The 20372-nt window shown below is 66.9% G+C and carries 13 protein-coding genes and 1 tRNA gene; 9 read left to right on the top strand and 5 right to left on the bottom strand.

All coding sequences use genetic code 11. The annotated features are described in order from the left end of the window. The first annotated feature begins 34 nt into the window (after positions 1-34). Positions 35-556, top strand: a complete 522-nt coding sequence (locus NTY77_01000; protein ID MCX5794056.1) for an MOSC domain-containing protein — start codon at positions 35-37, stop codon at positions 554-556. Positions 557-565: 9 nt separating this feature from the next. Here NTY77_01000 and NTY77_00995 read toward each other — a convergent pair whose 3' ends face one another. The 4 genes from NTY77_00995 to NTY77_00980 all read right to left on the bottom strand — a co-directional run bounded on the left by NTY77_00995 (position 566) and on the right by NTY77_00980 (position 6489). Continuing rightward, positions 566-2239, bottom strand: a complete 1674-nt coding sequence (locus NTY77_00995) for a BamA/TamA family outer membrane protein (protein ID MCX5794055.1) — start codon at positions 2237-2239, stop codon at positions 566-568. A gap of 71 nt (positions 2240-2310) precedes the next feature. Further along, positions 2311-3174 (bottom strand): methylenetetrahydrofolate reductase [NAD(P)H], encoded by an 864-nt coding sequence (gene metF / locus NTY77_00990; protein MCX5794054.1) that lies wholly within the window; start codon positions 3172-3174, stop codon positions 2311-2313. A 33-nt stretch (positions 3175-3207) separates the two neighbouring features. Beyond that, the gene (locus NTY77_00985) at positions 3208-6105 is read right to left on the bottom strand and encodes a tetratricopeptide repeat protein (protein ID MCX5794053.1); all 2898 of its coding nucleotides are present in this window, start codon (positions 6103-6105) and stop codon (positions 3208-3210) included. Between the two features lie 51 nt (positions 6106-6156). Beyond that, entirely contained in the window at positions 6157-6489 is a 333-nt protein-coding gene (locus NTY77_00980) for a hypothetical protein (protein MCX5794052.1), read from the bottom strand. A gap of 102 nt (positions 6490-6591) precedes the next feature. On the opposite strand from NTY77_00980, the gene NTY77_00975 reads away from it, so the two are divergent. The 8 genes from NTY77_00975 to NTY77_00940 all read left to right on the top strand — a co-directional run bounded on the left by NTY77_00975 (position 6592) and on the right by NTY77_00940 (position 17189). Next, on the top strand, positions 6592-7830 hold the full coding sequence (locus NTY77_00975) for a hypothetical protein (protein ID MCX5794051.1): 1239 nt from the start codon (positions 6592-6594) through the stop codon (positions 7828-7830). A gap of 67 nt (positions 7831-7897) precedes the next feature. Next, complete coding sequence (locus NTY77_00970; GenBank protein ID MCX5794050.1) at positions 7898-9892, top strand: ATP-dependent DNA helicase; 1995 nt, start codon at positions 7898-7900, stop codon at positions 9890-9892. Between the two features lie 70 nt (positions 9893-9962). Next, a complete protein-coding gene (locus NTY77_00965) occupies positions 9963-10256 on the top strand; it encodes an STAS domain-containing protein (protein MCX5794049.1) in 294 nt (97 codons plus the stop codon). Between the two features lie 13 nt (positions 10257-10269). Then, entirely contained in the window at positions 10270-10692 is a 423-nt protein-coding gene (locus NTY77_00960) for an ATP-binding protein (protein ID MCX5794048.1), read from the top strand. Further along, positions 10689-11657 (top strand): ABC transporter substrate-binding protein, encoded by a 969-nt coding sequence (locus NTY77_00955; protein ID MCX5794047.1) that lies wholly within the window; start codon positions 10689-10691, stop codon positions 11655-11657. The genes NTY77_00960 and NTY77_00955 overlap by 4 nt, the downstream gene beginning before the upstream one ends. Then, positions 11647-13599 carry a SpoIIE family protein phosphatase gene (locus NTY77_00950; GenBank protein MCX5794046.1) on the top strand — a complete coding sequence of 651 codons (1953 nt, stop codon included), beginning with the start codon at positions 11647-11649 and terminating at the stop codon, positions 13597-13599. Before NTY77_00955 ends, NTY77_00950 begins: the two co-directional genes overlap by 11 nt. Before the next feature lie 17 nt (positions 13600-13616). Beyond that, a tRNA-Ser gene (locus NTY77_00945) sits at positions 13617-13707 on the top strand. A 59-nt stretch (positions 13708-13766) separates the two neighbouring features. Next, positions 13767-17189 (top strand): PepSY domain-containing protein, encoded by a 3423-nt coding sequence (locus NTY77_00940; protein ID MCX5794045.1) that lies wholly within the window; start codon positions 13767-13769, stop codon positions 17187-17189. A 3-nt stretch (positions 17190-17192) separates the two neighbouring features. Here NTY77_00940 and ileS read toward each other — a convergent pair whose 3' ends face one another. Then, on the bottom strand, positions 17193-20372 hold the full coding sequence (ileS, locus tag NTY77_00935; GenBank protein ID MCX5794044.1) for an isoleucine--tRNA ligase: 3180 nt from the start codon (positions 20370-20372) through the stop codon (positions 17193-17195).

The following is a 20372-nucleotide window of genomic DNA, read 5'->3' as shown; positions in this document are numbered from 1 at the left end:
CGGGCCGGTTCGCCTTTTCCTATAATGGAGGCCGATGGAAATGCGCCGACTCCTGGAACTGGCTGGCAGCAGCCCAAAGGACGGGGGCGTGCTGGAGCGCATCGTCCTGCGCCTGCCCGGCGAGGAGCGCCGGGTCTTGTCTGAGGCGGCCCTCAGCCCGGAGAGCGGCGTTGGGGGCGACCGTTGGAGTCTCGGACCCGACGCGGACCCCTCGGCGCAGGTCTCGCTCATCAACGCGCGGTTCCTGGCCGCCATCTCTGGGGGGAACGGGCGTGGAGATCTATCCGGAGACAATCTGGTCGTCGATCTCGACCTCCACGAGGAGAACCTCCCCGCGGGCACGCGGTTGCGCGTCGGCCAGGTGGTGATCGAGGTCACCGCCCACCCGCATACCGGCTGCAGCAAGTTCGAACGCCACTACGGCAAACCAGCCAACGACCTGACCAAGTCCCCCGACGGGCGGGCCCAACGGCTGCGCGGTCTCTACGCCCGCGTCATCCAGACCGGGATCGTGAGGGTGGGAGACCGCGTGCGCAAGGAGGCGGCGGCTCCCTGAGCCCGCCGTTCAGCGCGGATCCGGAAAGCCGGGCGGCGCGACCTCGTCGAGGCGGGAGGTGGGCGGCCGGCGCAGTCGCCGGGTCGCGCTGTTGAATATGGAAAAGGCCTGCCCCCCGCGGATGGACACCACCCAGCGGCTCGGCCCCGGGCCTTGGTCCAGGGCGTAGGCCAGGTCCACGCGCAGGACTCCGCCGGAGCGCGACCGCGTCGAGGCCAGCCTCAGCCCCATGCCCACGTCCGATTTGAAGCTCCGCAGGGAGAGCCCCGCCCCCTCCGGGGCCACCGCGCCGGAGTCGAAGAAGACCGCGCCGCCCACGCGCACCAGATGCAGGTATTCCCCGGGAGCGAAGAATCGGTTCTCGACGTTGGCCAGAAAGGCCTTGGCGCCGGTGAAGGCGTTATTCTCATAGCCGCGCAGTCCAGTGTCCCCGCCCAGGACGACCTGGTTCTCTTTGTCCATCCGGCGCACCGTCGCGCCCTCCAGATGCGCCACCCACGTGTTGAGGACGGGGCGCTCCGACTTCCAGAACAGGTCGAGATTGGTGAAGAGCAGTGCGTTCTCCCAGTCCCCCCCCGCCACGCGGCCGGCCGCGCCGACCTGGGCCAGGGCGAAGCGGCCCTCGCCGAGGCTCAAGCCCTGCTGGTCCGTGGCGTTGAATATCCAGCGCTCCCGGTCCGACTGCAGGTGCGTGCCGGCATAGCCGCCCAGGAAGCTCAGCTCGTTGCCCAGGTTGTAGTCTTCGACGCGCTCCATCCGGTCGACATAGGTCTCCTTGATGTAGCGGGGCTGGATCCAAGAGTAGCCCAAGGTGGGCCCGGAGAGCTCGCGGTCCGGCGGCATGGTGCCGGCCAGAGTCCCTGGTTCGGAGTCGAAGCGGCTCTTGCTGTAGAGCCAGCCCGCCTCCAGGCGCTGGGTCAGAGCCTCGCCGCTGCCCAGGCGCCGGCCCGCGCTGAGCATGAAGCTCCGGGTGTATTCCAGGAACTGGGAGTAGTTCTGGCCGCTCCGATAGAGCGTGTCCTCGTCGATGAGCCGCGTCCATCCCGCTCCGTAGGCGTAGGGCGTATCCAGGGCATAGAAAGGCCGCGCCAGGTCCAGGCCGGTGGAATCTCCATGGCTGGTCCTGGCCGCCAGGGCCGAGAGGCGCAAACGGGTGGCTAACAACCGGGGGTCCGTGTAGCGCAGATCGTTGCGCACCGTGGGCCCGTTCTGGTAGTGCAGGAGGGAGACGGATTTGTTGTACCCGAAGAGGTTGTTCTCCTGGATGCCGTAGGCGAAGAAGTTCTGGCCCCCTTCGGTCCCGATGGAGAGGTTCGGTATGGTGGTCCAGGAATCCTGGGCCTTGGCCAGGACGTCGACTTTGCCGTCCGGCCGCGGCACGGCCGTGACCATGGCCCAGCGGAACGAGCCCAGGGCGCGCAGGTTGCGCTCGGATTCCAGGGCCTTGAGTTCGTCCCAGGGGTCGCCCGGTCGGAGCAGGATCTCCTGGCGGATGATCCGTTCGCGGGTCGTGACGTGAATTTTGTTGGCGATCTGGAAGCCCCACCAGGCTTCGCCCGGGACCCGGGGGTCGAAAACGTCGAGGCGCTCAGCGACCCGGATTTCGGCGACTACCGGCTGGGTGGAGGCGGATTGGCTCCAGGCTGAGGCCGGCCTGAGGCAGAACAGCAACAGCAGGGTCACCCCTAACGGAACCGGCGCCCCCCTGCGAGGGGGGCGCCGGGGGCGCGTCGGCAATGCCGACGCGCTCCGTTTCATGCGACTTTACGCAGGGCTCCCAAGATTTCCGTCGTGGAGTGGGAGCGGTTGAGCGTGTAGAAATGGATGCCGGGCGCGCCGCGGTCCAACAGTTCCCGGCACTGCCGCGTGGCCCAGTCAATGCCGTAGCGGGCCACGGCCTCGGAGTCGCCTTGGATGAGCTCGAGGTCCGCGGCCATCCGGGGCGGGATGGAGGCTCCGCAGAGCGTGGTGAAGCGCTTGAGCTGGGAGTATCCTGTCACGGGCATGAGACCGGGGACGATGGGAACGGTGATGCCGGAGCGGCGGGCCGCGGCCACGAAGTCGAAGTAGTGCCGGTTGTCGAAGAACAGCTGCGTGACCACCCAGTCCGCGCCGGCGCGCACCTTGGACGCGAGGTTCCGGAGGTCCTCGTCCCGGCTGCCCGCCTCAGGATGGGTCTCGGGGTAGCCGGCCACGGCCATGCTGAAGCCTCCCGACTGCCGGATGAAACGCACCAGGTCCACCGCGTGCGGAAAGTCTCCGGGCAAGGCGCCGGCCCAGTCCTTGGGCTGGTCGCCGCGCAGGGCCATGATGTGCCGGATGCCCGCCGCCTCGATGCGCTCGAGGTTCCGGAACATCTCGGCTCGGGTGTGCGTGATGCCGGTCAGGTGGCAGACGGTCTCGATGCCGACCTCCCGCTGCATGCGGCCGACCACATCGATAGTGCGCTCCCGGGCCGAGCCGCCCGCCCCGTAGGTCAAGGTCACGAAGGCGGGCGCGAGGGCCTTGAGGGCCTGGACCTTGGCCAGGAATGCGTCCGTGTCTTCCGGAGCCTTGGGCAGGAAGAATTCGAAGGAGAAGACCGGCTCCCGCCGGGCGAAGAGGGCCGGGATATCCACGCCGCTATCTTAGCAAATGGGGACCGCGGACCGTCACGCTCCGCTGCCGCTGACCTGGGCCTCGGCGTCCTTGATGAGTCTCTGGTATTCTTCCACCAGCCCGGGGTCCGTATTGACGAGACTCGCGCTTCGGAACTCCGCGGCTGCGTTCCGGAACTGTTTGAGGTTGGAGTAGGTCGAGGCGCGGTTGCGATAGTAGCGGTCGCAGGTGGCGCCTAGGGAAACGGCCCGGCTGAAGTTCTCCAGGGCCTCGGGATACTTGTGCAGGGCGAAATAGCCCATCCCGACGCCGTTGCAGGCGGCGGCCGAGTTCACATCGTACTTCGCCGCGACTTCGTAGTTTTCCAGGGCTTTCTGGTAGGCGCCCTGGAAGTAGTAGACGTTGCCGGCGCGCAGGAAGGCTTCCGAGTTCTTCGGGTCGATCTTGAGCGCTGCCGAGATCGCCGCCATCGCCGGTTTGTAGCTGCGGCGTACCGTCAACAGCGTGGCCAGGCGCAGGCGCGAGCTCGCGTCCTTCGGGTCGAGCTCGATGGCCCGCAGGAAGTCCTGCTGCGCCGCGTCGTAGGATTCCTGGGCGAAGAGGCAGTTGCCGCGGCCGATGTAGGCCTCGGGGACGTTGGCGTCGAGCTCCATGGCCTTGGTGAATTCCACGATGGCTTTGTCGTAATGGCCCGCGTTGTGCAGCGCGTCGCCGCGCACGACGAAGACGTAGGGATCGGTGGCGTCCGACGAAGTGAGCGCATCGATATCCGAGACGGCGGTGAAGAAGTCGTCGCTGTCCCCGCGGGGGGCCCCGAACCCGGCCTGGTAGGTCCTGGCGTTGGGATCGAGAGCCATGGCGGCGAGGTAGGTCCGGTGAGCTTCCCGATATTGCCTGGCCAGCGCATGGGCGTAGGACTGGGCCAGCAGGCCCTCGGCGCGGCGCACGCCGAGCTGGTAGGCGGTGTTGAGGTCGGAGATGGCGCGGTTGGCGTCCTTCAGATGGAGGTATGCGAGCCCTCTTTGCAGAAAAGCGGGTCCGTAGCTCTGCTCCAATCCCAAAGCCCGGGTGCAGTCCCGCACGGCGCCCGCGTTATCCTGGCGCAGCCGCTTGACCGTGCAAAGGCCGGTCCAGGCTTCTTTGGACATCGCATCCAGGTCTGCGGCGCGGTCGAAATCGTCGTAGGCGTCCTTGAGCGTGCCCAGCGCCCCGTAGGCCGTGCCGCGGTGCACGAGCGCTGGGACGAATTTCTTGGAGATATGCAGAGCCTGGTTGAGGTCGCGGATCGCGGCTTCGTAGTCGTGCGCCGCCAGACGGATGAGGCCCAGGCTGTCGTAGATGGCGGGATTGCGGGGGTCCTTCTCCAGGGATATCTGGATGTCGCGCAGCGCTGCGGCATGCTCTCCGAGCTGGGCGCGGATCTCGGCGCGGGCCTGCATGATGGGGGCCACCGGCCCTTTCAAGCTGAGGGCGGCTTCTAGGGCTTCCAGGGCCTTGTGGTAGTGCCGGGCCCGCTGGCGCATGATGCCCAGGTTGAACTGGTAGCCGGCGTTCTGCGGCGACAGGACCACCGCGGAGACGATGTCGTTGAGCGCCTTGTCGGTGTCGTTGAAGGCGTTGGCGTAGAGTGCGCCGCGGTTGTTGTAGGCCTCCGCCTGGTTGGGATCGGCGGCGATGGCGGCGTTGAAGTCTTCCAGGGCCAGTTGAGCTTTGCCCGTGCGGGCGTAGAAGCTCCCCCGCGCCACCCGGACCTTGGCGGCCTTGGGATCGAGCCTGACCGCGCGGGTGAGGTCCTCCAAGGCCTGGTCCCAGCGGCCGAGTTGCAGGCCCAGCAGGCCGCGGGCGGTCCAGGCCGAGGCCGAAGCCGGCTCGACCCGAACGGCCGCGTTGAGGTCGGCCATCGCCTTGCGAGAGTCCTTGAGCCCCTCCCAGGCGGCGGAGCGACGCACCAGCGGCGCGGCGGTCGCGCTCAGCTCTGCGGCGCGGGAATAGGCCTCGATGGCTTCCCGCCAGAGTTGCCGCTGGGTGAAGCGGTCTCCCACAATGAGGGCGTAACGGGCGTCCGGTAGATCCGTGGCCAGGACTTTGCGGTAGTCGGCCAGGGCGTTGTCTTGGTCTCCCCGCCGCCAGTAGGCTTCGGCCCGGTTGAACCAGGGAGAGAATTCACGGGGGGTGATCCGGATGGCCTCGCCGAAATCCTGGAACGCGGCCGCGTCCTCCCCGCGGGAGAGGCGCAGCGCCGCCCGCCCCAGGTAGGCGTAGACGTACTGCGGGTCCAAAGTGATGGCCTTATTGTAGGCCTTGAGCGCGCGCGCCGCGTCGCCGCTGCGGGCGATGACCGTGCCCAGCAGGCCGAAGGACAGGTGGGAACTCTTGTTGTCCTTAAGCGCCGCGGTCAAGTCCGCGATGGCCTTGTCGTACTGGCCCAGGTCGTAATAGGCGTGGGCCCGGTTGTGGAAGTAGAGGCTCACCCTCGCGACCTTGAGGGCGGCGGTGAGGTCATTGGCCTCGGCCGCGAAGTCGCCTTTGGCGCGCCAGGCCCGGGCTCGGGCTGCGAAAGCCTCCGCGGACGGTCTCTTGGCCTGCAAGGCGGTGTTGAAGCTGGTCAACGCCTGCTCCACGTCGCCCTTGAGCAGCAGCGCCGAGCCACGCGCAGTCAGGCTGTCCGCGTCCGACGCCGAGCCGCGCAGCCTGGAGAGGGCGGACTCGCAGTCCTCCTGCATGCGCCTCCGGTCGCCTAGCACGTACCAGATCCGCGCCCGCAGGCTGAAAGCCACACCAGAGCCGGAGTCTCGCCTGAGGGCCTCGTTGGCGGAAGACAACGCCGCGTGAAAGTTCCCGTTGAGGAACGCCGCCAGCGCTTCGTCATAAGACCGCCGCGCCCCGGCCTGGTCGCTGGCGCGGCAGGGCAGGGTGAAGAGCAGTGCGAGCAGGGCGAGCGTCGAACGCAAGGGCAACCTCATCCGCAGAGAAGATTAGTGAAAAAGTGTTACAAATTCAAGTCACAGCCCTAGCCAGCGCCGCAGCTTCCCTTTGGGGACCGCCGTCACGGCCTCCCCGCGCCGCAATAGTCGGTAGCGCCGCTGCAGGTGCCGAGCGTCTCGGCGCAGGGCCGAGAGCTCCGGCGCCAGCAGGGCGATCCTTTGCTGGCCCAGCATGAAATCGGCGAAGGCCAGGGCGTCAGCTACGGTGGCCGCATCGCCTTCGGGCCGGGTGCGCGGGGCGTAGGAGAGGAAAAGGGCGCGGTAACGGGTGCCCAGCAGGCGCGCCGTCTCCGGCAGATAGCGCGCGCAGAGCCATAGGCGATGCGTCGTCTGCGCTGGTCCTGTGTCCATCCTCAACGGAGAGAGTAGCAGGTCTGCCCTGGAGCGTCAAGAATGCGCTATAATCTGCGCGCTCTTCCAGCCTTGCATGAGAGTCACGATCCGTCCGGCCGCATGAGAACCCTAAGACACGGACTGGCGATTTTTCTGGCCGCCGTCGTCTTGAGGGCCGCGGGGACGGCTCGGACCTCGTTGGGTCCCGGCGAAGTGCGCGGCGACGCCACCTTCTACTATCAAAGCGCGGTCCATTTGGCGGCGGACCACTCATTCCATGATGACGCCGGATACCGGGCTCTGCGTATGCCTTTATATCCTGCTTTCCTGGCCGCGGTCTTCCTGGCCGTAGGCCCTGCGATCATGGCCGCACAGCTCGCGCAGATACTCGTCGGAGCGGCGACCTGTGTGCTCATCTTCTGGGGGGGCTTGGCCTGGCTCCCTGCGGAGGGGGCCTTGCTGGCAGGTTGGGCGTCCGTCTTCTATTACGGCCTGTTCTATCCCTGCGGCCGGCTGCTGACCGAGGTGTTCTTCGCCTTCATGCTGGCCGCCCTTTTCGCCCTCTGGCTGCGTTGGCGGTGTCAGCGCCGGTGGGTCCTAGGCATCGCCGGCGCCGGCGCGGCGCTCTACCTCGTGCGGCCGGAAGGCGCCCTGGCCGCGCTCGCTATCGCGCTTTTGGGCCCGCGGACCCGACCCGGCTGGCGGCCGCTCCATTCGCTCATCGTGGCTGGCGCTCTGGCCCTGACGATGCTGGGTTGGGGCCTGCGCAACCGGGCGGCCCTCGGCGCATTCGTTCCAGGTACGACGGGGGCGGGCTTCAGCCTGTGGGCCGCCCTGCCCCGGACCATGCACGAACATCTCAAGCTGGACCTTGGGGCGCGGCCGGCGCAGTCTCCGAGCGACGAACTCGCCCGCGAGCGCTTCTACCGGGCCTATGCTCTGCAGGCCATCCGATCCGCCCCCCGTGCCAAGCTCTGTGAGGCGATGCTGTTCAACTTGGTCTCCCAGTTCTATCCTTTCCTGCCCGGCTACGAGCTCACGTTCATGTTGTGGCTGCCGCTCTGGGTCTTCGCTTTCTGGAGCGCGCGCCGGGAGAGGGTCCTATGGCCGCTGTTGCTGCTGACCGTTTCATGGCCGGCGGTCTTCATCGTTTTCGGCGGCGCCGACTCGCGGTTCCGGCAGCTTTACGCCCCGCTGCTGTTGTGGCTGGCTGGGGCCGGCTTCACGGGTCTGCGCGAGCGTTATGGAAAGCAGAAGGTCTGGCGGTTCCTGTTGCTCTGGGGCCTCCTGAACCTGGTGCCATTCTTCTTCTGGCCCCAGACGCGCGCGCTCGTCTTGAAGCTCAAGCTACTGCTGTGAACGCGGCTGGCACCCTGCGCCCCTCATGACTACCGCGGAACTCTTCTCGCCGGAAGGACCTCTGGCCATGGAAGATCCTGATTATGAGTTCCGGCCGCAGCAGGCCCGCATGGCCGCGGCGGTCCTGGAGACTCTCGAGCGGGGCGGCGGTCTCGTAGTCGAGGCGGGCACGGGCGTGGGCAAGTCCCTGGCCTACCTGCTTCCCGGAGCCCTGTGGGCGATGTCCGGGGGCAGGCGCCTCCAGGTCTCGACTCACACGCGCGCGCTGCAGGAGCAGGTCCTATCGCGCGAACTGCCCACCGTCGCGCGCGTCCTCAGGCGCCTGGGCCATCGCCTGAGCTACGCCATGCTCATGGGCGCCGACAACTATCTCTGCGTGCGCCGGCTCGAAAGGCTGGTCCAGTCCCCCGAATCCTTCTCGGACTCCACGGCAATCGTTCTGCAGGAGCTGTCCGCCTGGGCCAGGACGGCGGAGACGGGCCAGCGCACGCGCCTGCCCAACCTCGTGCCGGAGGGTCTCTGGCGCCGGATCTGCCGGGATCCGGAGCTTTGCCTGGGGCAGGGCCGCAGGCGCCCCGCACAATGCGGCCGTTGCCTCTACCGCTGCGACCGGGAGCGCGCCGAGAAGGCGCAGGTCCTGGTCATCAACCACTCCTTGCTGCTTTCGGCCGCACGGCTGCCCCCGAGCGATGCCCTGGTCGTGGACGAAGCGCACACCCTCGCGGATGTCGCGGCCGGTCATTTCGGCACGGCCGTGACCCCGGGCCGCTTCCTGCGCCTGGCCGAGGAGACTGCGGCCTTGGCCGGCCGCAGCGCGGCCCAAGGCGGAGATGCCGACGGGTCCTGGGCCGAGGCGCTGCGCTGCGCCGGGCTCTGCGCCGAGGAGGGGCCGCAGTTCCTCAGGGCGGTCGCCTTCCGGCACGGCTTCTCGGAACGCGTAGCGGAGCCCGGGGGCAGGCTGCTGGAGGGCTCCTCGGAAGAGGCATCTGAGCCCCCCTCTTTGGCCGGCCTGGAACGAGGTCTGGCCGAGGTCCGGCGGAGATGCCCGGACCCTGAAGACGAGTCCGAGGCCCATGCCCTGCAGGCCCGGGCGGCGGCCTTGCGCCAGGACCTCCGCGAGCTTCTCGGGGTCGGATCGCTCGACACCGCGCGCTGGGTGGAGTGGTTCCCCTTGGGCCAGCCGGACCGGCCGCAGACCGGCCGCGCCCCCCGCCGCTTCGGCTTCGAACTCCGCGCCGTGCCGCTCGACGTGTCGCAGCCGCTCTCCGATAAGCTCCTGGGGCCGGCAGTCCCGGTGGTGATGACTTCCGCCACGCTCTCCTGGGGCCGGGGCTTGGGAGAGTTCAAGGCGCAGGTCGGCATGGCGGGCGCGCGGGAACTGGCGCTGGATTCCCCTTTCGATTTCCGCAGCCAGGCTGCTCTGCTCATACTCGATGACGGCCCCGACCCGTCCGACGAGACGGCCTACGCGGCGGCGGTGGCGCGGCGCTGCCGCGATATCATCCCCAGCATCCCCGGAGGGGTCTTCATCCTGTTCTCGAGTTGGAAGATGCTGCGCCGGGTCCATGGTCTCATGAAAGGCCGGATCAAGGGCCGGCCCTTGTGGGTCCAGGGCGTCTCCGGCAACGAGGCGCTCTTGAACGACTTCATCTCAGCCGGCGACGCCGTGCTGCTGGGAGTGGACACCTTCTGGCAGGGCGTGGACGTCCCCGGAGCGGCCCTCTCCTGCGTGATCCTGGCCAAGCTCCCTTTCCCCAATTTCGCCTCGCCCTTGGAAGAGGCGCGCAGGCGCTGGCACGAGTCCTTCGGCCGCTCCTATTTCGAGTGCTGGAGCCTCCCCCGCGCGGTCATGAAGCTGCGCCAGGGATTCGGCCGCTTGATCCGCAGCGGCTGCGACCGCGGCGCGGTGGTCATCCTGGATTCGCGCATCCTGCACAAGCGCTACGGAGAGACCTTCCTGGAGGCCCTGCCTCCTTGCCGGCGTCTGGCCAGTCTGGAGGAGCTCTCGATCTTCTTCGCCGGGTCCAGGCCCGCGAGGAAAGGCGCCAAGCGCCGCCGTTGAACGGGCCGCGGGAGCGCTCCAGAGGGATATGCTATACTCGGACCGCGATAACGCACGCGGAGGCAACGCCATGTTCAACATCGCCACGGTCGACGGCCGTCTGGTCTGTACTTTCCCCGAACGGATGGATACTCTGGCCTGCGAGCAGCACGCCACCCGGATTGACGAGGAGGTCTCCCAGGCGAAAACTCCGGTGACCTTCGACCTGTCCGGGGTGGGCTACGTTTCCTCGTCGTTCTTGCGCATCTGCCTGCGCGCGGCCCAGACGGTCGGCCAGGAGCGCTTCATCATGGCCAATGTGGCTCCGGAGGTCAAGAAGGTCTTCAAGATCGCGGGGCTGGAGGTCTGTCTCACGATCCAATAGGCTGGCCATCCCAATGCGCAGCATCGCGCGGCTTGAGTCGCCGGCCCTCCTCGAAAACCTCCCGAAATTCATCGCCGTGGTGTCCGGCGCCGCGCGCGCCGAGGGCCTGGATCCCCAGAAGATCGGCTGCGTCGAGCTGGCCGTGGAGGAGGCGGTCACCAATATCTGCAAATACGCCGGACCAGAGGGGCCGGCCGCCATCGGACTCTCCTGTCTCGCGGACGACGGCATCCTCGCCGTGGAGATCGCGGACGACGGCAGGCCTTTCGACATGACCGCCCGGGCCGATCCCGATCTTACGGTCCCCCTCGAGGATCGTCCCATCGGCGGTCTCGGCGTCTTCCTGATAAAGAAGGTCACGGATCGCGTCAGCTACGAACGCCGGCCCGGCCGCAACGTCCTGCGGCTCGAATTCCGGCGCACTCCCGGGGCATGACGACCATCGGCCTGGCGCTGGCGCTGTGGTCCGGCTGCGCTAGCGCCGCGCCAACGCCGCGCCCGATGGTCTATGCGCCCTTGTGGAGCCCGCAGGCTCAGTTCGCGGGCTACTACATGGCCGAGGCCAAGGGCTTCTACCGGAAGCGCGGATTGGACGTGACCATCCTCCAAGGGGGCCCGGACATGCCCGCCGACGCACTGCTGCGCGAGAGGAAGGCGGATTTCGGCACGCTCTGGCTTTCGGAGGCCATCCGCCTGCGGGCGCACGGGGTGCGGCTGGTCAATCTGGCGCAGACCAGCCAATACTCCGCGCTGGTCCTGGTCGCCATGAAGTCCTCGGGCATCGGCAAGCCGGCGGACATGAAGGGCAAGAAGGTCGGCCTCTGGGAGAGCTTCCAGATTCTGCCCCGGGCTTTCTTCAAGAAGTACGGGGTCAGCGTGCGGGAGGTCCGGCAGTCCCATTCCGTGAACCTGTTCCTGCGTGGAGGCGTGGACCTGGCTTCGGCCATGATCTACAATGAGTACCACACCATGCTCAATTCCGGCCTCGAGCCCCGGGAGCTGAGCGTCTTCCGGTTCGACGAGTACGGCCTGAATTCCCCCGAGGACGGAATCTACGCCCTGGAGGCGACCTACCGCAAGGACCCGGCGCGCGCCTGCGCCTTCGCCATGGCCAGCCTGGAAGGCTGGGACTACGCCTTCTCCCATCAGGATGAGGCCTTGGAGGTCGTCCTGCAGCGCATGCGCGCGGCGCACATCCCGGCCGACCTGATCCACCAGCGCTGGATGCTCGATCAGATGCGCGAACTCTTCCAGGACCGCAGCAGCCGCGTCCTGACCGGCCGGCTCAAGCCGGAGGACTACGCCCGGACCGCCCAGGTGCTCGTGGACGGAGGCCTGATCCAGGCGGCGCCCGCATTCGATTCCTTCTTAGCGCCCTGCGCGGAGCGCGATGCGCGATAAGTCGATCGCCTTTAAGCTCATCGTGCTCGTCTGCGCCACGAGCACCGTCGTCTTTGCGGTGGTCTTCGGCTTCTTCTACCGGTTCACGAGCCGGCTGATGCTGCAGGACACGGAGCGATACGCCCGGCAGCTGACCATGAGCACGGTCCATCAGGTGCGCTCCATCCTGGGGCCGATCCAGAAGGTCCCGGAGGGCCTGGCCGATTATCTGGACGACGCCCCTGTCGGTCAGGAGACGATGCAGCGCCTGCTCAAGCAGGCGGCCCAGACCAACCCCGACATCTATGGGTTCTGGATCGCCTTCGCGCCGCATGCCTTCGACCAAAAGCACCTCTACTTTTGCCCCGCCTACCACCGGATGAACGGGAAGCTCAGGTACGCGGTGCTGGGCAGCCCCACCTACCAATACTTCTACGAGGACTTCTTCCAGATCCCCAAGGAGCTGGGGCGCCCGGCCTGGAGCGAGCCCTATTTCGACGTGGGCGGCGGCGACATCCTGATGACGAGCTACTCCGTGCCCTTCTACCGCCGGGTCGCAGGGGAGCGCCGCTTCGTCGGCGTCGTGGGGGTGGACATCTCCTTGGACTGGCTGACGAAGCTGGTCTCCTCCATCAAGGTGCTCCGGACGGGCGACGCCTTCCTGATATCCCAGAACGGCACCTTCGTCACCCACCACCGCAAGCAGCTCATCATGAACGAGACCATCTTCAGCCTGGCCGAGGGCCGCGGCGACCCGGTCCTGCGGGAGATCGGCAGGAGGATGATCGGCGGCGAGATGGGCTTCAGGCCCTACCGGCGCGTCGGCACCGACGAGCCCGCCCATATGTTCTTCGCGCCCATCGGCATCGCGGGCTGGTCGCTGGGGGTGGTGTTCCCTGACCGGGAGTTGCTCTCCGACCTGCGGCGGCTGAGCTGGATCACCGTCCTGGTGGGCACAGGCGCGCTGCTCATCCTCGTGCTGTTCGTGGCCTCGGAGTGCCGCTCGGTGACGCAGCCGCTCACGGCCATGGCGCGGGCCACTGAGGCCATGGCCGGGGGCAACCTCGACGTGGACTTGCCCCAGGCGCTATCCCGGGACGAGGTGGGCCAGTTGACGGACTCCTTCCGCAGGATGCGCGACTCCCTCAAGGACTACATCCGCAAGCTCACCGAGACCACCGCGGCCAAGCAGCGCATCGAGAGCGAGCTCTCCATCGCCCGCGACATCCAGATGAGCACGCTGCCCAAGATATTCCCCCCGCTGCCGGACTTCCCGGAGATCGAGATGCACGCGGTCCTGGACCCGGCGCGCGAGGTCGGCGGCGACCTCTATGACTTCTACTTGATGGAGGGCGGGCAGTTCTGCTTCACCATCGGCGACGTGTCCGGCAAGGGCGTGCCTGCCTCCTTGTTCCTGGCCATCACCAAGACCTTGCTCAAGAGCGTGGCCGGCGCCACGCTCTCGCCGGCGGCCATCCTGGCCCGGGTCAACGACAATCTCAGCGAGGGCAACGATCAGATGATGTTCGTGACGACCTTCTTCGCCGTCCTGGACATCAAGACCGGGATGCTGCGCTACTCCAACGGCGGGCACAACCCCCCTCTGCTCCTGCGCCGAGGCGAGGAGATGTCTTTCCTGGAGGGCGGCCACGGGACGGCCGTCGGGGTCCGCCCCGGGGCGGCTTACGAGGAGGCGACGCTGACTCTGAGGCCGGGCGACGGCCTGTTCCTCTACACCGACGGCGTGACCGAGGGCATGGCACCGGACGGCTCGTTCTTCGGCGAAGAGCGGATGCTCGAGTACCTGAAGCAGGCGCGTGAGCTCCCGCCCAAGGACATGGTGCTCGGCCTGCTCAAGGACGTGGACCGGTTCTCCCAGGGCGATCACGCCGACGACATCACGCTGCTGGCCCTGCGCTACCTGGGGCCGGGTTGCGGAAGGCCGACAAAAATAGGAGAATAAGGCGTCGCCCCGATCTTGGAGAGGTGGGTGAGCGGCTGAAACCGACGGTTTGCTAAACCGTTGTACTGGGTAATCCTGGTACCGAGGGTTCGAATCCCTCCCTCTCCGTGTCTTCCTTCCGGGAACGTAACATTTCTGTAAACGGATTGTCCTAACCTAGTGACGTCATGCGGCGCGGTCAGCACCTAAGGCACGCCATCCGGACCTTTGCGGGCGCCGCCCTGTTGGCGACGGCCGGCCTGGTCCCGCGCCAAGCCTACGCCGTCCGGGGCTCCGCCGTCGCCCGCGCGGACGCCAAGCGCTTCGGACTCGACCAGTTCTCCCGGCCCCGGCGGCGGGACCCTTCCGTCCGGTCCCGCAGCGCCTTCGACTCCTTCAACCAAGCCCACGGCGGCCGCTGGAAGATCCGGTTCGACGGACGCACCGGCATGCCCTCCGCCCTGGTGGAAGGCGCCTCGGGGCCCCATCCGGGACGGCCTCAAGAGGCGGCGGCCGCGTTCCTGGCGGAACAGCGCGGGATGCTCGGCGTCGACCCGGCGGCCTTGGCCGTGGAGCGGGTCGTCTCGGGCGGCGGGCAGCACCATGTCCTCTACCGCCAGACCTATCGGGGCCTGCCCGTGGAGTTCGCCCGGGTCAAGGTCCATCTCGACGCGCGCGGCGCGGTGACCGGCGTGCACTCGCGCTTCGAGCCGGACTTGGCCGTGGACATCGTCCCGACCTTGACGGCCGCGCAAGCCGCGGCCGCGGTGCGCCGGGACGCGGGGGTGGCCCCTTCCAGCCGCGCCGCTTTGGTGGTCTTCCCGGACGAGAACTCGGGCCAGGCGCGTCTGGCCTGGAAGTTCACCGCGCGCGACAAGTCCGCGCTCTGGCGCTACTACATCGACGCGCATAGCGGCGCGGTGCTTTTTCGCTACAACGACCTGCGCTTCTTTACCCTGGGATGCCTGAGCACGGGGACTGTCTCCGGCCAGGTCTACGACGTGGACCCTCTCCGCGGCGCTCTGCAGGTCCGGCCTTTCCGCCACCAGTACGTCTACGTGGTCGACGCCAGCACCTCGGCCGAGACCTATTACGACGACCCGGCCACCGGCGGTTACGGCGACGGCCACTACTGCAGCACCAAGCAGGGCGCGATGTTCACCCAGCTGCAGGGGCCCTACGTCAACGTCTCTAATTTCCGGGGTCCCAGCGTCCACTATGACAACGGCGGTGGCCTCTGGTACACCGGGAGCACCCCGGTCTCGTCGCCGCACCCCTATCCCGGCAGCGTCACCCTGATATCCACAGTCACCGTCACGGACTCCGACCCCACGCACCCCAGCAACCATAAGGTGGTCAAGGTGCTTCCCATCTTCGACAAATTCGAGGTCGGGACCGTGGGCGGGGCCATCAACGAGGCGAGCGCGGTCATCGACGACGACGAGCTGGCGGTGCTGGACCCCGCCGGCAATCCCGTGGGAACCTTCTTCGGCAACCGCGGCGCCTTCAGGGGCGCGGCCGTGGCCGGCGACTCCTACTACCTGCGGCTCAAGTCGAACGATCAGCCGGGGGGGCAGTACGGCTACGACGTGAGCCTTTCCAGCTACATGGTCCTGCCCAACCCGGGCGTCTCCGGCGTGAGCGACCTCGTATGGAGCACGGGCACGGCCTTGGAAGGCATGCGCAGCGAGATCAGCCTGTTCTACCACCTCAACCTGATGCACGATTTCTTCAACTCCGGCATCCCGGCGGGGACCCCCTACGGCGCCGGCTACATTCAGCAATACGCGGTGAACAAGGATGGGGCCGCTGACATCAACAGCCATCCGGTCGACGCCATCGCGCTCCTGGGGCCCAACGTCAGCGACCCATTCTACAATCCGGACTATGACAACCTCAACTTTGGGGATACCTCCATCGGGGGCCAGACTCCGTCCGACTCGCTCACGGACGACGCCACTGTCCCGCGCCACGAATACACCCACTATGTAGTGGAGAAAATCTGGTCGATCCAGAACTTCGGACAGGCCGGCGCCATCTCCGAAGGGCTGGCGGACTACTTCGCGGCGACCTCCCTCGACGACTCCTCCATTGGCGCCTACTACAACTATCCCGAGGCGCCCCTGCGCGAACTGGACTGCCGCAACCCGGCAAAATCGTGGGCCAACGGAAAGTGCTCGAAGTTGTGTTCGGGCACCGCCTGCAATCCTCTCCCGGTCAACGGTTACTTGGACCAGGCTTGGAACGGAGAGATCCATGCGGACAGCATCTTCTTCAGCCAGGCACTTTGGGACATCCGCGCCGACCAGATCGCGCGCTTGAACCCGTCGGTCGGCCAGGCCTGCGCGGACGGGCTGGTCTTCCAGGCCTTGCAGTTCTTCCCGGAGAGCTTCGAAGAATTCCTGGATGCCCTGAAGAGGGTGGACAGCCAGGGCCTCGTCCCGGCCTGCGGCGGTCCGGTCCAGAACAGTTCGATCATCCCGCGCTTCAACGCGCACGGCCTGTTGCTCGGGGGCGGAGTCAACGAGCTCCATACGGGCTTCGAGAGCGCCTTGGACGTGAGCACCTACACCGTGGTGACCGGCACGATCTCCCCGCCCGGGCACACGGACTTCTACACCTTTGGGGCCGGGCCAGGACAGATCTCGATCATCATGAAGCTGCCGGTCCATAGCGTGCCTTCCGACGGCTACTACATGGGCTACGGCCTGACCCTCTACGACCTCCGGCACAAGCCCGTGGTCACGGTGCCTTCAGAGTTCGCCTTCTGCGACCAGAGTGACTGCACTTCGGCGGCGCCGACCGTGGTCTTGAACTACAGGAACGAGTCGGCCGGACAGTTCTTCTTGCAGGTGGCCGGCGGCTTCGAGAGCGGCGTCAGTTCCCTGCTTCCCTACACTCTGACCTTCGACTATCCTCGCTCCGGAGCTCTGGAGGGGAGCGTGGTCAATGCATCGATGGACCATGACATCATCAAATTCTCCGTTGTTGTGACCACTTGGCCACAGAAACAGGACTACTCCTTCGCTTACGCCCAACTGCGCGATCAAGCCAGGAATGTGATTCCCGATACGATCAGCAGCAACACCTTCACCTTCTTGAACGTTGTGCCCGGCTCGATGGTCAATGCGTTGGGCATGATCACAGGCCAGGTGCAACTCACGACCGAAACCACTAAGGCGTTCACGCAGTGCTCATCCACGGTGACGTTCTCGTGCCGTTTCCCATCCGTGGGGACGATATATCTGGAAGTCTTCGGCTACAATGTGACGGGCAGCACGGTCTCTCTAGGCTTGTCGAACGCCATCAATCTGACGTCCGATGGGGGCGCACAACTCACGGCCTACAACAACATCTTCAACCCGCTTCGGGGGGAGAAGGCCACTGTCAAATACGAGGTCCAGACCGCGGGACGCGTGACCATCAAGCTATACACTCTCAACGGCACGCTGGTGGGCACGCTCTTCGACGGGGACGTCCCGGCAGGCAAGGGCTCCGTGGACTGGTTCGGCAACAACGGCGCGGGCAACCGGGTGGCCAGCGGCGTCTATCTCGTGCACATGTCCGGCCCCGGCGGCAGCAAGACCCAGAAGATCGTCGTGGTCAAGTAGCCGTCAGGCGCCGACGGACTGCCTGGAGGCCGGCTTGAGCATCGCGGTCAGCGGGTGGCCGCTGATGTCGAAGTCCTTGCGCACCGCCTCGCCGGGCAAGTCCCCCTCCTGCAGCCTGACCGCAAGGAGTTCCTCGGCGATGTGGTCCTTGTGCTCGGCGATGGCCTTCTTGAGCTTCGCGCTGGGCGTCGTCCATCCCAATTCCACCCGCTGCGTGACTTCGAGACCCGCGTCTTTGCGCAGGACCTGGAGATGGCGCACCACGTCGCGCGCCAAGCCTTCGAGCTCCAAGGCTTCATCGAGGCGCGTGTCGAGGGCCAAGGTGAGGTCCCCCTCCTCCGCGACCTGGAAGCCCGGCGTCATGCCCTTCTCGCGCGTGAAGATGGCGGGCGGCAGGTCGCCGTCGTGACCTGGGACGCGGCAGGGCTCTCCGGCATCGAACTTGGCCGCCATCGCCGCCATCTCGGAAGCGGATGCGCCCTCCACGAGCTGCTTGACCTTGCCCATGTCCCCGCGCAGGACCGGGCCCGCGGCGCGGAGGTTGATCGCGAGCCGGGGCACGAAGAGGGCGTCCGTGTCCGGGATGAAGCGAACGTTCTTGATATTGATCTCGGCCAGGATGACCGGAAGCTGCTCGCGCAGCGCCGCTGCGGTCTCCTCCGAGCTTCTGACCAGGAGCTCGCGCAGGGGCTGGCGCACCCGGACGCCTGCCGCTTCGCGCAAGTGCAGAGCCATGCTGATGACCCGGCGCACCGAAGCGGTGCGCGCGATGAGCCCGGCGTCGGCCCAGCCCTCGGGGGTGACCGGCCAGTCCGCATGGTGGACCGACTCCGGGGCCCCGGGGAGCAGCGGGCGCACCGCGTTCTGCCAGATCTCCTCGGTGATGAAAGGGACGATGGGCGCCAGGACCTCGACCAGCGTCTTGAGTCCGTCATGGAGGGCCTGGTAGGCTGCGGCCTTGTCAGCCGCCTCCCCGCTCCTCCAGAACCGGCGGCGGTTGATGCGCACGTACCAATTGGACACGTCTTCCAGGTACTCGTCGACTTCGCGCACTACCGCGTTGACGGCATAGCCTTCATAGGCTGCGGTGGCCGCGGCGAGCAAGGCGTGGGTGCGCGCCAAAAGCCAACGGTCGGCCACGGAGCGAGAGTCGGCGGGCACCTCGGCCGCGAGGTCGGGCTTGTCGACCAGCGCGTAGGTCACGAAGAAGACGTAGATGTTCCAGAGGGCGCAGAGCTTGCGGCCCGCCAGCTCGCCCAGGTTGAAGCCGAAGCGCAGGTCCAGGGCCACGGGCTGGCCGCAGTAGAGGTAGCGCATGGGGTCGGCGCCCAGCTTGTCCACGGCTTCGTCGAAATGGATCATGTAGCCGGTCTTGGAGAACTTGTTGCCCTCCTCCGAGATGACCCGCTCGTGGGCCAGGACCTTCTCGTAAGGGGCGCGGTCGCTGATGGTGACGCCCATGAAGAGCATGGAGTAGAACCAGAGCCGGACCTGCTCGCGCATCTCGCAGACCCATTCTATGGGATACTGCTTCTCCCAAGCGGGCCGGTCCGTGAAATAGCCCATGGTCGAGTAGGGCACGATGCCCGCGTCGAGCCAGCAGTCGCCGACCTCCACGGTGCGCGGTACGCTCTTGCCGCACTTCGGGCAGCGGATCTGGACCGTGTCTATCCAGGACTTGTGCAGCTCCGGCAGGGCGTCCACCTTGGCCGGGTCCACGGCCAAAGAGCGCAGCTCTTCGCGGGAACCCACCACCGTGAGCTCTCCGCAGTCCTTGCAGCTGAAGAAAGGCAGAGGCATGCCCCAGAAGCGCTTGCGGGAGATGCACCAGTCGCCCATGTTCTCTAGCCAGTCGCTCATGAGCTTGCCCAGGTGCTCGGGCATCCACTGCACGGCTGACGCCGCCTTCTTGAGCCGGGGCTTAATCTCCGCGGTCTTGATGAACCATTCGTCCACCAGCCGGAAGAGGACCTCGCTCTTGCAGCGCCAGCACACGGGGTAGGGGTGCGTGTACATCTCGGCCCGGAGCAGCTTGCCGGCCTTCTCCAGCGCCTTGGCCACGTCGTCGGCCACCTCTCCGGCCGTGCGGCCGGTCAGCCAGCCGAAGCCGGGTAAAAAGACTCCGTTGTCATCGACCGGAGAGATGGCGGCGAGCTTCTGCTCCAGCCCCAATTCGTGGTCCTCGCGGCCGCAGCCGGGGGCGATGTGCACGATGCCCGAGCCCTCGGCCGCGTCCACCTCGGCCCACGGCACCACCTTGTGGTCCACGGACTTTTGCGGCTCGAACTCAGGGAAGAAGGTCTCGTAGCGCAGCCCCACCAGCTCCTTGCCGGGGAACATGCGCTCCACCTTGGGCGCGTAGGACTTGAGCTTTCCCAAAGCGTCCTTGCAGAGGATGAGGCGGTGCGGCCACTTGGGCGAGGAGACCTCGCAGTACTGCAGGTCCGGGTTGACGGCCGCGGCCGTATTAGAAGAAAGGGTCCAAGGGGTCGTGGTCCAGAGCAGGAGATGTTTCTTGGGGTCGTCCTTGAGCGGCAGGTGCACGAACACCGAGAGGTGCTGGAGGTCCTTGTGGGAGCCGGCCATCTCGTGCTCGGAGAGACTGGTGCCGCAGCGCGGGCACCAGGGCATGGGCAAAGCCTTGCGCGTGAGCCAGCCGTTCTGTTTGCAGAGCTTGAGGAAGTGCCAGATGCCCAGGATGTTGCCGTCCGTGTGCGTATAATAGGAGTGGTCCCAGTCCATCCACTGGCCCAGGCGCACGGATTGCTCGGCCTGGATGCGGGAGAACTTCTCCACTCTTTCCCGGCATTTGCGCGAGAAGTTGTCGATGCCGAAGCGCTCGATGTCGGGCTTGCCCTTGAAGCCCAGCTCCTTCTCCACCTCCACCTCGAGCCAGAGGCCCTGGCAGTCGAAGCCGTTCTGGTAGCGGCAGGAGTGCCCGCGCATGGATTTGTAGCGGATGAAGGCGTCCTTGAGGGTGCGGCCCCAGGCGTGGTGCACGCCCATGGGGTTGTTGGCCGTGATGGGACCGTCCACGAAGCGGAACGGGGGCCGGCCTTGGCGCAGTTCGCGCAGGACCTCGAAGCTGCGGTGCTCCTTCCAGAACTCCAGGATGCGGCGATCGATCTCGGTGTGGCGCGGCATGGCCGGCGCCGGCTTCATCTGCGGAGGGGTCTCGCTCAT

The sequence above is a fragment of the Elusimicrobiota bacterium genome, assembly GCA_026388095.1.
GTDB lineage: Bacteria > Elusimicrobiota > Elusimicrobia > UBA1565 > UBA9628 > UBA9628.
Note: the sequence above shows the minus strand (reverse complement) of the source record. Positions and strands in the feature narration are given on the sequence as shown.

Coding starts and splice junctions, on each gene's coding strand:
- NTY77_01000 (MCX5794056.1), top strand. CDS start 35: ATGGAAATGCGCCGACTCCTGGAACTGGCTGGCAGCAGCCCAAAGGAC.
- NTY77_00980 (MCX5794052.1), bottom strand. CDS start 6,489: ATGGACACAGGACCAGCGCAGACGACGCATCGCCTATGGCTCTGCGCG.
- NTY77_00975 (MCX5794051.1), top strand. CDS start 6,592: ATGAGAACCCTAAGACACGGACTGGCGATTTTTCTGGCCGCCGTCGTC.
- NTY77_00970 (MCX5794050.1), top strand. CDS start 7,898: ATGGAAGATCCTGATTATGAGTTCCGGCCGCAGCAGGCCCGCATGGCC.
- NTY77_00965 (MCX5794049.1), top strand. CDS start 9,963: ATGTTCAACATCGCCACGGTCGACGGCCGTCTGGTCTGTACTTTCCCC.
- NTY77_00960 (MCX5794048.1), top strand. CDS start 10,270: ATGCGCAGCATCGCGCGGCTTGAGTCGCCGGCCCTCCTCGAAAACCTC.
- NTY77_00955 (MCX5794047.1), top strand. CDS start 10,689: ATGACGACCATCGGCCTGGCGCTGGCGCTGTGGTCCGGCTGCGCTAGC.
- NTY77_00950 (MCX5794046.1), top strand. CDS start 11,647: ATGCGCGATAAGTCGATCGCCTTTAAGCTCATCGTGCTCGTCTGCGCC.
- NTY77_00940 (MCX5794045.1), top strand. CDS start 13,767: ATGCGGCGCGGTCAGCACCTAAGGCACGCCATCCGGACCTTTGCGGGC.
- ileS (MCX5794044.1), bottom strand. CDS start 20,372: ATGAGCGAGACCCCTCCGCAGATGAAGCCGGCGCCGGCCATGCCGCGC.